The sequence below is a fragment of the Aeoliella sp. genome (assembly GCF_965227375.1).
GTDB lineage: Bacteria > Planctomycetota > Planctomycetia > Pirellulales > Lacipirellulaceae > Aeoliella.
Genome location: NZ_CBDDFX010000002.1, coordinates 1,414,758 through 1,430,347 on the forward strand (window position 1 = coordinate 1,414,758; position 15,590 = coordinate 1,430,347).

Below are 15,590 nucleotides of genomic sequence, written 5' to 3' on the forward strand. Positions count from 1 at the left end.
CATTCGAAATTCCACGTAGCACTCGGCGTGGCGCAGTTGGCACAGATTGTCCCCATTACCAACTGGAACGGATTGCACACACTAGTCAAGTCACTGCCTGTTACGTTGGTGGCCGTACCGCATTGCTTATGAATGTAGGTTCGGCCTTCAGCTGTGTTGATTTCTGGCAGTTCCGTGTTGGTAGAAGATTGCCTCGCGGTAGAATCTGACATGAGGATACCCCACAGAGATTTCGGACATCGAGAGACTCTTTTCGCAGAGTTAGCTCTAAGACTATCACCCTAGTCAGCGAGAATCAATCGAATCGCGTCACTCCAGCACTCCGCAGCATTTTCCGAATCTGCTTAGGGGAGCAGCTCTGAAGCGAGATGGGGAAAGGTTGACTAGGGCTCGTTGCGCACTGATTGGTTGGGAAGCTACCTACGGAGGTCGTCACTCTTAGTCGTGCTGAATCCTCACGGCGTTTAGTGTTTCCTCCAAAATGACAAGCAAACTGCGGCAAGGAGAAGAACAAGCGTAGAAGGTTCAGGCACGGCTGCAGAATCTGATGCCGCTACCGCTTCTGGATTCGATTGGCCAAACTGCGACTTCCAAATGTCATAGTCTTCGACCGTGATGTTTCCATCGCCGTTTCCGTCGCCGAGGGTATATGGGGTTAGCCCAGTCGATCCCAAGCTGTTCCGCCAGACGGTGTAGTCGGCAATGCCAACAATGCCGTCGTTGTTGAAGTCGCCGGCCAACCCCAGTGAAATCTGTCCGTCGCTGTACAAAGCGGACAAGTCCCAGGCTAGCTCGGGCACTGGCGGCAGATGCAGAATCGAGAAGACTCCGCTAATCATCGTCGCGTCGAAGACGTCGAAAACTTGTCCTAACGCGGGCGCAAAGCCGTCACCCAGGCTCAGCTCTAACGTCCCATCTAGGTGCAACTCTCCATTTACGATTAGTTGGTCGTACTCCCCTGCGCCGGGACCATCTAGCTCCAACTTTAATGCTGCAGCTGGGCCATGGGAAACGCTCCCAGTGACTGTAGCAATGTGAGTTTCACGCCCCACGTCTAACAGTGCAGCTTCGTTGTTCAGGGCACCAGAGAAGGAGTCGAAGCTGAGCGTTCCGCCGAGCAACTCTAGTTCTCCGCTCGCGACAACATTGACGTCAGAGGCGCTAATTGCACCATCTTCCAATCTAACGGTCCCTGACTCCCATATTTGAAGTGTCTCCTCGACTGTCACCAGCCCTCCGTCCACTTGCAGCAATCCATCGCCACCGCTTCCAAAGCTATCGCCGCCTACGCGCAAAGAACCGGAATTGCCCCACGTCGAACTGGCGCCATTCACATACACATCTCCACCACTTCCCGGGTCTTCAGCGATCGAGGCCGTGTCGTTGAACACCATAGCGCCGTCGGCAATGGTTAGTTCCCCTTGGCCGTCCTCCCCAACCTTAAGGTCTCCGGCGTTCGTCCAAACTGTCCCAGCGCCACCGACGAATACGGTCCCTACGCCGTCATTGCCGATAGTGGCATCGTCGTTGGAGACGGTGGCACCATCCGTAATGTGCAACTCGCCAACCCCTTCGTCCCCTACGTCGATATCCGTCTCGACATTGAGCTCTGAAGACACTCCACTAACTGTGGCGGTGCCATTGGAGGTGTCAAAATTTCCAACATTGAATCGCCAGATATTGACCTGGGCACCCTGGTTTACGAGTAGCTCACCTGTTCCACGTTCACCCACCGTCAACCGGTCATCCATCGTTAGCGAAGCACTTTGCCCGGTGACGTGCATAACTCCAGTCGAGTTAGAGTCTGCCGCGATGTCTACTGTGCTGGTTATCAAGGCGCCGCCCGTCAGGCGGAGTTCAGCATCGTCTCCCGACTCCAAGCCAACCACTAAATGGGGCATGAAGAAGTCGCCCGATTGAATGGTCCAGGTATGGCCGTCTAAGTCTACCGTGACTTCACCTGCTCGCACCTGTGTCCGATAGCTGTTGGCATCACTTTCTAAGTGCACTTCGTAAGCGGCGTCGAGATTGAAAACCGCTACATCGTCTTCGTCGGCCACTTCTCCCTGACTCCAGTTGGAAGCAGCCTGAAAACTGCCGCCGAAGGGATCGGTCCAATTATTGTCCAGAGGTGTAAACGCCCACAGATCAACGAAGCCGTTCGAGTCATCACGGACCACCCGCCATTTATAGTCATCTGGCAACGGCGGGAGATCTGTGGAGGCAAAGTCGCCACTAATCGCGCTACCGGTCAGTATCCGATAGATGTCGTTTGGTCCAGGGACATAACCGTCTTCGAGCGAAACGATGAGCTGCCCCCCCAGACTAGCTGTACCCGTAGCGTCGAGGGCATCGAACTCGCTCCCCGCCAGCGTGCCGCCTAGCATGACAAACAACCTGGCGTCGGTGCCAAGCGTAACATCTCCATCCACGTTGAGTGTGCCCGGAGACATTGAGGTTCCGGGGTTGATTAACCCGGTGTTCGCAACAACCACGTTGCCAAAAACCGTCCCCACGCCCCGAAGCGAACCTCCGCTACCGACGGAAACCGCACCGTCCAATTCGGTCGCTGAACCTACAGTGACCCGACCGGAATCGGCGACGCTGATACTCGCAGTCGAGTGGTCGATCGTGAGACTTGTACCAATCGAGGCCGTGGAAATGGGACTTAGTGGAGGATCGAGAGGCGAGCCGATGGCAACGCGGCTCGGTTGTGTGGCGAGGCCGGTGATGCCTCGTAGTGGATCGCCGACAATCATACGTTGCACGTCGAGTAGCGCGCCGCCGGTGACTTCTACTTCGCCTTCGGTCTCAAAATTCGCATCGGGATCACCTGCGCGTGCGCCCACTTCGATCGTATCGGCCTGCACTTGGGAACCAACGCCATCGACGTATAAGTGTCCCGTACCGATCTCGGGAATCCCCTTCTCCCTCCTCGTTCCACCTCCAACAGATAAGTCGAAGTCGTTCTGGAATACCGCTCCGCTTTCGACTCGAAGTACGCCTTCGTTGCCGTACGCGCCGATGAAAGTGCGGCCACCTTCCTCTATGGTCGGCCCTGTATTGTGCCAGAGGTTGCCGGCTCCGGAGAGTGTCAGCGTGCCCGCGCGCACTGGATCGCCGGCTGGAGGGGGACCTCCAATGGTCACCCTAGACGAGACAACAGTGCCAGGTGACGAAAACTGCGGAATGCCCACTCGTAGATTTGCGTCGCCACTGGGGGGATTTATGCCTACAGCTACTGGCTGGCCGTCGAGAACTTCGCCATCTCCCCCTCCGAGAGTCAACTCCCCCAGCGAGTAGGTGAGATTAGGGTTGCCGAAACGAAACTCGTATTCGCCACTGAATACCCATGCGTCTTCACTAAACGAATCGACCACGTGCAACACGCTGATCTCCTGGAGCGTCGTACTCTGTGTGAAACCAAACACCACCGAGTCTCCTGACTCGGGTCCACCCGCTGGAACACCGCCTGGATAAAGCGTCCACGACGAGGCGGCGTCAAATTGCCCGAATGCGGGCTGATCCCACACGTAGACGGCGCCCTGAGCTCGTGTTTGTTGGATCGCGATTGCTAAGAGTAGCAAGTTGATAGTGGCGATGAATCTCATGTGATGCTCCCCCTTCGATCTTGACTGCGGAAACTTCTGTCCGCACGATATCTCAGCGGGATTGACTGATGCCCCCGCAAGCTCCGGGTTCTAAGCTTAATGGCTCGGACATTCGGATGCCAGTTCTCGGGCGGTGCAACGTGATGAGCTTCGGCGAGCCACCCGAAGTAACCCGAGGTTTCTTAATGGGTTAGGTGCTTTCGTGCTTCGTTGCAGTCGATGAAGTTCGACGGAAGTTGTGCGAAGAGGTGCACTCAACGTCCGTCGACACAGTCCAGGTCGGCTGTTTCCAAAGTCTGGCAGAAGGACTGCCAGAACACCAAACGCATCGACAACTCCGGGGTCGACTACGAAGTCGGTCACAACTTGCTGGCTGATTGCGGCCGGGCATGGTAGTGCCGCGCGGAGGCTAGAATCAAACGGTGATAGCGTGGCTAGCAGTCGGCTTGCTCGCACCAGCTGGCTTTCCCAAGTTGCCGACAACGACAACTTGATCAGATTGAAAGCAGGCAACAGGCCAAGTCGAGCGCGCACGGCTCAAGAAGCGACTTAGGCCAACTCGATGTAGTCTTGGAAGGACCTCACGTGTCTCGCGTCGCCTGACGCGAACGGCTGCCGCCGTGCCCCACCTCCAAATTCCCACCTCGCCTCTCGGCCCCGCGCCACCGCCCGCCTCGCACCCCCCTCAAGGATCCAACGGCGATGCGCCATTCGTACGCACCCTGCGCCAGTTCGCTGGTTCTCACGCTTCTGGTCGTTGGGACAGTCGCGCGCGGTGGAGACAATGTGGCGGTAGAGCTAGCAAGCGGCGGACTCGTCGAAAACCGGGCGCAGGAGTTATGGGCCCCTTATGCCGCGGACAGCGTGCCGCAGTTCGACCCGGCCGTGTCGTCGGCACAGTATACCGACACGGACTTGACCCTCGCCGGCCATGGATCGTCCAGCTGCGCCTGGCAGTGGCAGCTACTGCCGGAGGGACTCATTTACCGCAGTTACCTCGCCGGCCCCCGCGAGCCGCGGTTCCAGCTCAACTACTTCGAAGAGACTTCGAGCAACCAGACGTTATGGGACGTGACACTGGGTGGACGGCGGGGCCTCTTGCGGTTTGGCACCGAAGACCCCCTCCGGCCGCAAGGTTGGCAACTCGACATCGAGGGCGCCGGATTCGTGCGTCTGAACATCGACAATCACCACGACGTCGACGTTTCCGACTATCGCTTTGGCATCCCGCTCACCTACGGGCACGGTCGATGGCAATTCAAAATCGGCTACTACCACGTTAGCTCGCACTTGGGCGACGAACTGATCGTCCGCATGCCGAGCGCCCAGCGCAAGAACTACGTTCGCGACTCGATGTTGATCGGAGTCTCGTTTAACCCTCGACCGGCGTGGCGGCTGTATGGCGAAACAGCCTACGCATTCAAGCCAACCGGTGGCGCGAAACACCTGGAGTTTCAAACAGGCGTCGAGTACGCTCAGCCGGGACCGACCGGCTTCCGAGGAACTCCGTTTTTCGCCACCAATGGCCACCTCCGCCAGGAAAACAACTTCGGCGGCGACTACACCCTGCAGCTAGGCTGGCTGTGGCGGGGCCGGACCGGCAGTACTATGCGCACGGGTTTTCAATTCCTCACTGGGAAAAGCAACCAGTATCAGTTCTTCAACGAGTCGGAAGAGCAATACGGCTGGGGGCTGTGGTACGACTTTTGAGTGTCGAGCGCGGCCTCTGGAATCGCAGGCAGACTATCAAACGCTGTTGGCCACTGATCCTGGAGAGGCGGTAGATCGATAGTAGCTGGCTGCATTCAACGAGCCTCGGATTTGTCGTCCTGCGCAGCTTCGGACGGTTCCACCACTCTCGGTGGTGTATATCCCCCCCGGCATTCTGCAGCATCGTCAGTCAGCACGATGCAACCTCGCTCAACTTGCGGCACGGCGCACGCATCGATAAGCTGGGGGCGTTGGGTCACCAATGCGGATCTGCAGCAACCGTTCGGAGATCACCTCAAACGCGGCACCACATGGTATCGCAGGCGTTCGTTTGAGGCGCTAAACCTCATTCCTTTCCCCAGTCACGTCTGGAGCAACCATGAACAGTCGAGCATGGACTTGGGCGCTGTTATCTGTCGCAGTTTGCTACGCTTCCAATGTCGCCGCTGACAGTCTTGAGTGGACCAACCCGATCGACGGTGACTTCGACGATGCCACCAAGTGGACCGTTACCTCCGGAGCCGGCGCACCGCCGCCCGCGGCAGGCGACTCGATCTTTTTGAACGAAGCCGGGGCGTACACGATCAAGCTCACTAGCGACGAAGCCGCCGACTTCTTGCGGGCGACGTCTGGGACGGCTTCGCTCGTCGGCGACACCATCACGACTCACACACTCGACCTGACGACCGACACGGCGGACTTGAGCGTGCGCGGCGCGGGGACGCTGAACTTGGGCGGGATTGGCACGCCGCTGATCGTCAACGTGGGCGATCGGTTCGAGGTCGGCCACGGTTCTGGGGGCGGCGACGGAACGGTCAACCTGTCGGGCGCGGGAAGTGAATTGAACGTGCTCGGAGTAGCAACGCACAACATTGGCATCAGCGGCAACTTGGGTCGCGTTAACGTGACCGACGACGCGGCGCTCAGCTTCGTCGACGGCAGCACGTTGGTGCTGGGCCGCTCCTCGTCCGGCGCTTCCAGCGGGCTCATGGATGTGGTCGACGGAGGCGACCTCACCGCCGGGGACATCGCCATCTCCACGATCGACTCCAATGCCTTCGGCTCGCTCACGGTTCGCGGCGCCGGGTCGACTGCCGCGCAAACGGGCGACTCGACGCTGAGCATTGGCAACGCGACGGCCGCGACCACCCTGCTGCAGGTGATTGATAATGCCTTCTTCACTTCGGGTACCGGCGACATCACGCTCGGCCAGTCGGCAGTGCTAAACGTCGGGACGGTCGATCAGAACACGCTGAACTCGTTCGCCGCGGGTGGAACGTTCAACGCCAACGGGCCAATCACGACGTCGCCCGGCAGCCGGATAGTAGTTGTCGATGGCGTGCTTAACGTCAACGCGGGGCTCGACAATTCGGCCGGAGGGCAGATTAGCCTACTGACTGGTGGGCTACTCAACATCGCCAATGGACTGTTTGTGGCGAACGACGCCACGCTCGACGCGCCGGAGTTCATCGTCGGTGGCGAAGGTGCTGGCGGCGCCACCGAGTTGCAAGTTTCCGGCTTCGGGTCGGCCGACGTCAACACTTTGCTAACGATCGGCTCGACACGTGAAGGAACTGTTACCGTTACCAGTGGTGGGGTACTGAACAACACTCGTGGGGGATTAGGATTCTCTGCCCGCACTGCAGTCGGTGAGAGCGAGACGGGGGCCTTGCGAATTCTGGGTGGAGGAGTGGTCAATTCCGATGAAGATGCGACGATCGGTGGTAGCGTCGAGACTGGAATGGGATCAGTTTTAGTAAATGGCCCTGGCTCGATCTGGAACGTTGCGGAGCGGCTCGAAATTGGTTCTCGCCCGTTTGGCTCCGGCGGTTTGCTAATCGAAAACGGTGGGGTTGTTAACTCGGGAACTGCCGAGGGTGTGGGAGCCGCTAACCTTGTTGCGTTGATCGGTGGCGGGCTCGTCAGCACCGGGTTAGTTATCGTCGAAGGCAATGGGTCGATTTGGAACCACGGAGGATCGATCCGAGTCGATGGCGCCGCTACGGGGCAAGGCTCACTGGAGATAAACGCTGGTGGACAAGTCGTGGCCGATTCTCTATTCGCCTCGTCGGGACAAGTCGATGACGTCCGGGTCTTTGGGACCGGCGCATTGCTTAGCGTCGAAACGCTAACAGTCGGAAACGGACTTGCTGGCGGGATGGTCGTCACTGGCGGCGGTGTCGTGACCGCGACCACGAGCGAAATCGCCACCAGTACGTCGGGCGGAGCCGCTGATGTCACGGTGTTCGGCGCGATCTGGAATGCCGGCGAGTTGAGCGTGGCAGATACCGATAGCGCATCGGTGAGAGTGGAATTCGGTGAGATTAACAGCACCGACACAACAATCGCTGAGCAGGCCGGTGGGAACGGTGCTATTGATGTCGAAGAAGAGGGAACGTTCGATGTGACCGGCAATCTGGTAGTGGGCGGTGACGGTATGGCGCTGCTCCGACTAACGAGCCTGAATGGCTTTGGGCCAACAGCACTAGCAACAATCAGCGGCGTTGTCTCGATCGGCGATCAGGGCACAATCGAATTGAATCGAGGCCGCTTGGAGTTCGGTTTGATGTCGATTGAGGATTTTGGCCAGATCATCGGTACGAGCGGCGAACTCGCGGGCGACTTGGAGCCGATCAGCGGCTTTACCGACGCCGCGACTCTGCCCGCCAGCTTGTCGAGTGAAACACTCAACTTCAGCGAAGTGAATCTCGTCAACCAAGGCATCCTGTTTGGAACTGCGAGTGTCGACGTAGCGCTGCGGAATGATGTAAGTAGCGAAGTCGAAACCAGCGTTGGCGACCGCCTGCGTTTTGGTGGCGTTGGCAACATCAATGCCGGAGAGATCAACAATTTTGGCGGCCAGATTCGTTTCGACGGCGATGCGACCAACCAGGCGACCGGCTTCGTCGGCGGCCGAGGGCAGTTCATCGCCGACGGCGGCTGGACCAACGCCGGCGTCATGGCGTTCACCGCCGGGCCGGCCGATCTGCTCGGCGACTTCACCAACACCGCGGGCGGCGTTGTCGTAACGTCCGGCAACGCGGTGACGACGTTCTTTGACGACCTCGAGCACAACGGCGCCGAGATCCGAACCGCAGAAGGGAGCGCGACGGTCGTGCTGGGCGAGGCTTCCGGCGCCGGCGCCTACACGGGAACGGGAACCGTCTTCTTTGAGGGCGACCTGCGCCCCGGCAACAGCCCGGCAGTGGTCTCGTTCGAAGGCGATGTCTCGATCGGTCAGACGGCCGACACGCTACTCGAACTTGCCGGTACTGAACTGGGCGAGTTCGACCGACTTGAGATCGCGGGCGATCTGTCCCTCGATGGCGACCTGACGGTGGAGCTCATCGAGGGGTTCGCGCCCCAGCTCGGCGCGTCGTTTGAAGTCATCTCCACTGGCGGTCAAATCACGGGTGAATTCGCCTCGGAGACGCTGATCGACCTGGGAGAATTCCTTTCACTCGACGTGGTCTACTTCAGCGATGCGGTGCTGCTGACGGTCGTCTCGAACCTGCCCGGCGATTACAACTCAGACGGAACCGTGAATATCGCGGACTACACGGTATGGCGTAACAACCTAGGTAGCAGCGTCACACTGCCTGGCGACACAACACCAGGCGAAGTCAGCACCGTTGACTACGACGTATGGCGAACCAACTTTGGCGCTTCGCTAGCATCGAGTGCCTCGGTGCTCACCGCTTCGGTTCCCGAACCATCCGCAGTCTTCCTTTTGATGCTGAGCCTGATGTCCATTGGCTTAAGGATGAATCGAATAACTCCAGCTGCGCGGCCGACCGTGGTGAGCTAAAAGGCCCCGCCGCCACCGCCGAAACCTCCGCCGCCGAGTCCCTCACTACCGAGACCACCACCCCCCAAACCATGGGTGCTTTGTTTCGACTTCGCCTTGCGTTTGGCGCGAGTCCCAGATCGCTTATCGTTCTCCTGATGCTCCAAAGGCATCGCGAACGGATGCTGCCTGGCTAGCCTTAACGCCGAGAGGAGATCTTGGATCTCCTGGTGCACCTCCTCTCGGTGTCTGACGACGAGCAAGCTGGGCTGCATGGCTGCAATGTAACCATCGCCGTCTCCCCAGCCATCCACACAGCAGGTAGCCTTGATGATCTGTTTGAGGTGAGCGATATCTTCCGGGTATTGAGCCAAGTTCTTTGTCTTGGTGGAAGAGGCTTCGTCCTGCTCTACGACGAGAAGGTCGCCAACAGGATAGATTCCGGTCAATGGCCAGTCGAGGGCTTCCTCCTCGGTAGTAATCACTACCGTGTCGTGCGCGAGAATGTAGGTTAGGTCGATCTTGTACAGCGTGGTCTTCAGTGCCGCGCCTAACGACATTCCGCTTAAGTTCGCATCGAGTTTATCGTCTGGCGAAATCGCCAAGTCATCGAGAGAGGGAAGGTCTAGCAGTACCTTGATCTTGTACTCTTTTCTGATGAAATCGACCACTTCCGACAATGGCGTATCCTTGAACTCGAAGCCTTCTTTCTTCAGTGGCTGCGCCAGCAGGTGTTGCAGCTTGCCCACCGCTGGCGATGCCCAAATCACTGGCACCTCCGGTCGATCTCTTCTGGCAGCGCTGTTTGACCCAAAGACTCCAAATCGCTCGGCAACACTCTGGCTATAGACTAGACCGTTACCGATCACTAAGGAAAGATTGTTTGGGAAAGGGCGTACTTCCGCTTCGGGCTGTTCCTCATCCGGCTCGTCAACCGATTGGCGCTCGAAGATCTGGTCGATAAGCGCATCAATCGTATCGTCCTCGGCCCGTACCGAGTCATGGCTCGAGAGCCAACAGCAAGCAATCAGCAGCAAGCTCACCCTTGCGACGTTAGGATACTTCACTGCAGAATCTCCCCGGTTGTTTACGAATCGATTAGGTGCCGATGTTCACATCATACACTCGGCCGGCCGCCGGAAGCTGCGCGATTTCACGCGGTTCTCTAACTTCGCCACGCCGTATCTGCGCGTAACTCGTTATCGGCCTACAGCTGAAGTCTTACGGCCCCGTCATCGTGTTCAGATTGATAAACCGATGAACGCCGCCGGTTTCTTCGGCCAGCGGCAGCAGGGTGCAGTCGGGGCGCACCTGGGTGCTGAAGTGAACGATGTGCACTTGGACGCCCTGCTTTTGACACTTATTGATGAGCGAGCGGACGCGCCGTTTGGGTGGGTCGTCTTTCGCCTCGCCGTCGGTGATCAGGAAGATGACGTCGGGCTTCAGGTTCAAACCCAGTTGCATGGCCGACACGTGGTTGGTGGATCCCTTGCCCGGCACGTCGGAGACGAACTGCTGCGCTTGTGCCTTGCGCTCCGGCGAGGCGGGGATCAGGCGGCGTAGGTCAGTGCCGTCGTCGAACAGTAGCGGCTGCTGGTTGTAGAACACGATTTGGAATTGATCGCTCGGCGAGAGCGGCTCGAGGCTGCGGAGCATTTCGGCCTTGGCTAACAACAGCGGAGTGACTTCGCGGACCAGCACGCCCCCTTCGTAGTTGCGGAACGTGCTGATCATGCTTTTCGAGCGATCGAACAGGTAGACGAACTTGGAGCCCTCGGCCGCTAGTCCGAACACACTGGTGTGAGCTTTGCCGGAGCCACGGGCGAGACCACCTCCGCCGCCGGCCAGGTCCATGAAGCCCGTGTCGATCGCCGGGGCGAGCGACACATCGCTAGTGGCAGCGAGCGCCTCGATGTCGGCCATGGGCATGATGGGCTCGAACTCGACAGTTACTTGCGGGGCGGCGACGTCGACGGATTCGAATGCCGTGAGTTCCAACTGTTCGATCTGTTCCTCGGCCAGTTGTTCGCTGGGCAGGATGCTCAACTCGAAGCTCGCCTGCTCCACGCCCTTCAAGGTGAATAGGGCGAGCAGGATGATTGCAATCATGTGCAAAATGGCCGACACCAGCGTGGGCCCGAGCGGCCGGTCGCCGTCGAACGACAGGTGCGAGAGGAGACCGCCAGTTGGCGGCTGGAGCCGGGCGTCTTCGGTGGAGGGCACGTTGGTGATCTCTTCAGGGGCAGGGATCGGGACTGTAGGCAGTTCGCAGCGGGAACGCCGAGCTATTCCAACGGTACGCAACTTCCGGGCCGAAGCAACCCTTGGCGGAGATTTGCCGGCGAGGCGTGCTCTCAGGCGTCGGCTCGACGAGCGCGGGTGTCGCTTCCGGCGACACTTGTAGCGAGCGGTTACCGCCGCTCCATCTGGCTGATCCTGGCGAGCATCTCGAGCGACGCCGTGGCCTCTTCGCTTACCGCGATGTCCGCGCCGGCGTCGGTCAGCTTGGAGACGGTCGACGCGTAGCGGCAGCGGACCAGGATCTGCGCGGTGGGGTTGCGCTGGCGGACCTGCTGCACCACGCGGAGCGAGATGTCGTCGTCCGGCACGCAGACCACCACCAACTCGAACACATGGGCCTCCGCGGCGTCGAGCAGTGTAGCCTCGGTGGCGTCGCCCGCCAAGGTGTGCGCGCCGAGCTGCGCGAGCGCGTGGGCGTTAATCGGGCTGCGGTCGACCAACGTGAGTTGGTAACCCATGGTCTCGAGCTGCGACGCCACGCTCTTGCCCACCGGTCCCAACCCAATGACCATCGCACGGCCGGGCGGTTGCTCGTCGGGGCGTAGCTTGTGGAGCTGCGTGTCGACTTGTTCGGCGTCGGGGCGAAGCTTCGCAAACCGCAGCCCGAACTGCATCAGCAGCGGTGACAGGATCAGCGTACCGACGCCGATGGCAATGAATCGCTCGTTCGACGCATCGCGAACGAGTTGCTCGTGATGCGCCTCCAGAAGCAGCACGAAAGCAAACTCGCCAACATGCGCCAGCCCGATGCCCATGCCCAGCGATTGCCGCAGAGGTAACTGCGTGAGCCACAGCGCTGCCGTGGCGGCGAACGTTTTGAGTAGCAGCAGAGCAACGATGCCCCCGAACACGAGCGCGGGCTCATGAGCGACTTGCGTGAGGTTCATCAGCAGGCCGAGCGACACGAAGAACACCGCGGCGAAAGTCTCGCGGAACGGCAGCAACAGCGCGTCGAACTGGCCGCTAAAGCGATTGCCGCCCAGGCACAGCCCTGCGGCAAACGCGCCCACCGCAGGCGGCAGGCCGAGCGTGCTGGCGAACATCGTCACCGCGCCCAACACCACCAACGAAAACAGCACCGTAAGTTCCAAGCTGCGATGCGACGACAAGTACGGCACCAGCCACTTCGTCAGCACTTGCCGTAGCGCGAGGATCGCGAGCAGGAACATGGCCGAAGCTGCGATGAGCCACAGGTAGTCGACCGCCGTGGGCGGCTCTTTGCCAACCAGCACCGTGGTCAACAACAACAGCGGCACCAGCGCGGCGTCTTGAAACAGCAAGATGCCGATCGCCCGCCGGCCGTGCGGTGTGCCAACGTGGCCTTCTTCGCTGAGCGCCTTGAATACCAGCACGGTGGAGCTGAACGCCACGGCCGCCGCGAGCAACACCGCGGAGGTGACCGGGAAATCGAGCCAGTACAACACAATGCCCGCTGGCACACCACACGCGAGCATCTGGGCTGCGCCGCCCAGCAGGATCGGCCGGCGGAGCCGCGCCAACTCGTCGAACGAAAACTCCAGGCCGATGGAAAAGAGTAGCAGGAACACGCCCGCTTCGGCCAGGTACTCGATCTCGTGCGTTTCCCGCGAGACCCATCCCAGTGCGCCTTGGCCCAGGATGCTGCCGGCCACCAAGTAGCCGACCAGCGTTGGCACGCGGATTCGTTTGCAAATCAGTCCCGCCAGCAAGCCGAAGGCAAGCACGAGCAGCAATTCGCCAAGGAACGTTGGTTGCACAGGTAGCGGAAGCGACAGGAGGTTAGAAAGGTGTCCCCTCTAACTCTATTATCGTTCGCTCCTGGCGGCACACCAGTGGAGTTTCCCGTGGAATGCCGCTACTCGATGCAGAACAGGTTCCGTTCGCCCCGAATAATCAGTTGGTTATCCACCGGCGCCGGCGTGGCGTCGACTGTTTCGCCGACGGAGTTCTCGGCCACGATCTCAAACTGGTCGGAGTCCTTGATCACCACGGTGGTCCCATCGCGATCGGTCAGGAACAGGTACCCGCCAGCGGCAACCGGCGAGGCGTAGATATTTCGCAGCCCGGTGCGCTGGGTGCTGTAGTGCGGCTTGCCGGTGGCAGCGTCGACGCATGTCAGCAGCCCTGACTTGCCTTTGTAGTAATACAGTCGGCCGTCCGAAAGCAGCGGCGAGGCGATGTCGGGCGTGTCGCGACTTACGCTCCACACCACGCTATCCGTGCCGCGGATGTCGCCACTGCCGCCGGGATCGAACGCTGCCAGGAACGAACCGCGGTGCCCGCTGCCGACAAACACCCGACCATCCGAAGCCACGGCCGATGCGACCGGCCGCTGAGTTTGGCCGCCACACCGCCACAGTTCCTTGCCCGACTCCAGATCGTATGCCCGCGCGCAAGTCTGACCGTTCATCACGACTTGCTTCGCCCCGTTGTGTTCAATCACCAGCGGCGTCGCCCAGCAGGTGGGCTCGTCGCGCGGCGTCCGCCACAGGTTGTCGCCAGTCAGCTTGTTGAGTGCGTACAGGAACGACTCTCCCTCGTGGTCCCACGGCACCAGGATCTTCTCGCCTTCGATCGTCGGCGAGCTGCCTTCGCCAAAGCCGTTGCGGGTGCGCATGTCGCCGAAGTCGCGCTCCCAAACCGGCTGGCCATCCATCGTGTAGCAGAACAGCCCCTGCGAGCCGAAGTGAGCGTACACATGCTGCCCATCGGTGCAAGGCGACGCCGAGGCGAAGCTGTTGGTGTTGTGCGTGCCGCCGTAGGGCCGACCGGTCGCAGCGGACTGCTGCCACACCGTGTCGCCGGTCTCGCGATCGATGCACATCAACACGTACTCGAGTTCTTGCCGCGACTGGCCGTTGGTATCCGTCGCTCCGTTCGGCGCGACCGCCGTGGTGACGTAGATGCGATTCCCCCAAACCACCGGCGACCCCGAGCCGCGTCCCGGGATGGGCACCTTCCATTTCACGTTCTGAGTGTCCGACCACTCGGTAGGCGGAGTGGCCTTAGTGGAGACCCCGTTGCCTCCCTCGCCCCGCCAGTGTCCCCAGTTTGCGTGGGTCGCAGGGGCTGCAAGAACGAACGAGAGAATAGCGAGTCCGAGTGGAATGCGGCGAATAGGCATAATGGGTCCTAGGGCTTGGGGGCTTGGGACATGTTGGCTACCGGTATCTTATATGTCCTTTGGGTCCTCTTGGTATCGCATTAAATAGGGAAATGCCCCTCTTTTGCGCAATTCAAGGCGTCCGGCGGTGGTGGTTTGGGCTTGGGCGTTCCCGCGGGGCTGCTATAATCCGCCGCGCTTCCCCCCCCGATAGCTCCCCTGCCGCCCTGCCCTCCTATGTGTTGCCCTCGCCCCTCGACCAAACGACTCGCCGCCCGGCGGCGGGTCGCGCGTGCGCCGCTCTTGGTGCTGTTGGTCGCGGGTATGTTAGCCACCGGGTGCGGCACCACCCGTATGAGCGCCCCCTCGCGGACCGCCACCGAGCAACTGCTCATCTCCGATGCCATCGACCGCGCTGTGGGCCAGGTGAACTTCCGCGCTTTGGCCGGACAGTCGGTCTACCTGGAAGACAGCGCCCTGAATACGGTGGTCGATCGGCAGTACCTTTCCAGTAGTTTGCGACAGCATTTGCTAGCCAGCGGATGCGTGTTGCGCGACAAACGAGACAACGCCGACTTCGTGGTCGAAGCCCGGGCTGGCGTGGTGGGCACCGATAGTCACGACCTGTTGTTTGGTGTGCCGGCGATGCAGGTTCCGCAGTTCTTGCCGCTGCAAGGCGTGGTGCCATCGGCGATTCCCGAAGTGCCGTTTGCCAAGCGCCAGGAGCAACGTGGCCTCGCGAAAGTGGCCGTGTTCGCTTACCACCGCGACACCGGCATGCCAGTCTGGCAAAGCGGTATGGCTATGAGCGAAAGCACGGCCAAGAACTTCTGGGTGCTCGGCGCAGGCCCGTTCCAAAAAGGCACCATCTACGAAGGCACCAACTTCGCCGGCGCGGAACTCAAAAGCGCGCTGGCCATCGGCGGTGGCCGCAGCGAAGACGATTCGGACCCCGTGGCCCTGGGCCAGGAAGCCTCGTTCGCCTCGCCGTTGTTGTTCGCCGCCAAAGACGAAGAACCTGCACCCACCAAACCTGCCGGCAACATTCCTCCGCCGAAGATGGCGACGAAACCTGGCGGGAAGTAGCGTGGTCTTGCCT

General features: G+C 60.3%; 8 protein-coding genes. 3 read left to right on the forward strand and 5 right to left on the reverse strand.

Annotated elements, in window-relative coordinates; all coding sequences use genetic code 11:
- Window positions 1-464: 464 nt before the first annotated feature.
- Entirely contained in the window at window positions 465-3,611 is a 3,147-nt protein-coding gene (locus tag ACQK2L_RS18790) for a PEP-CTERM sorting domain-containing protein (protein ID WP_425398575.1), read from the reverse strand.
- Window positions 3,612-4,313: 702 nt separating this feature from the next.
- Here ACQK2L_RS18790 and ACQK2L_RS18795 point away from each other — a divergent pair.
- Together ACQK2L_RS18795 and ACQK2L_RS18800 are read left to right on the forward strand one after the other, a co-directional pair.
- The gene (locus ACQK2L_RS18795; RefSeq protein ID WP_425398576.1) at window positions 4,314-5,321 is read left to right on the forward strand and encodes a DUF1207 domain-containing protein; all 1,008 of its coding nucleotides are present in this window, start codon (window positions 4,314-4,316) and stop codon (window positions 5,319-5,321) included.
- A gap of 379 nt (window positions 5,322-5,700) precedes the next feature.
- A complete protein-coding gene (locus ACQK2L_RS18800; protein ID WP_425398577.1) occupies window positions 5,701-9,129 on the forward strand; it encodes a beta strand repeat-containing protein in 3,429 nt (1,142 codons plus the stop codon).
- Here ACQK2L_RS18800 and ACQK2L_RS18805 read toward each other — a convergent pair.
- The 4 genes from ACQK2L_RS18805 to ACQK2L_RS18820 all read right to left on the reverse strand — a co-directional run bounded on the left by ACQK2L_RS18805 (window position 9,126) and on the right by ACQK2L_RS18820 (window position 14,512).
- Window positions 9,126-10,151: a hypothetical protein gene (locus ACQK2L_RS18805; RefSeq protein WP_425398578.1), complete on the reverse strand. Its 1,026-nt coding sequence runs from the start codon at window positions 10,149-10,151 to the stop codon at window positions 9,126-9,128. The two genes, ACQK2L_RS18800 and ACQK2L_RS18805, sit on opposite strands and share 4 nt — an antisense overlap.
- Before the next feature lie 178 nt (window positions 10,152-10,329).
- A complete protein-coding gene (locus ACQK2L_RS18810) occupies window positions 10,330-11,331 on the reverse strand; it encodes a vWA domain-containing protein (protein ID WP_425398579.1) in 1,002 nt (333 codons plus the stop codon).
- Between the two features lie 188 nt (window positions 11,332-11,519).
- Window positions 11,520-13,145, reverse strand: coding sequence for a cation:proton antiporter (locus tag ACQK2L_RS18815; RefSeq protein WP_425398580.1), 1,626 nt, complete (start codon window positions 13,143-13,145; stop codon window positions 11,520-11,522).
- Window positions 13,146-13,243: 98 nt separating this feature from the next.
- Window positions 13,244-14,512: a PQQ-binding-like beta-propeller repeat protein gene (locus tag ACQK2L_RS18820; protein ID WP_425398581.1), complete on the reverse strand. Its 1,269-nt coding sequence runs from the start codon at window positions 14,510-14,512 to the stop codon at window positions 13,244-13,246.
- Window positions 14,513-14,728: 216 nt separating this feature from the next.
- Here ACQK2L_RS18820 and ACQK2L_RS18825 point away from each other — a divergent pair, with 216 nt between their 5' ends.
- The gene (locus tag ACQK2L_RS18825; RefSeq protein ID WP_425398582.1) at window positions 14,729-15,577 is read left to right on the forward strand and encodes a DUF6655 family protein; all 849 of its coding nucleotides are present in this window, start codon (window positions 14,729-14,731) and stop codon (window positions 15,575-15,577) included.
- Window positions 15,578-15,590: the final 13 nt, after the last annotated feature.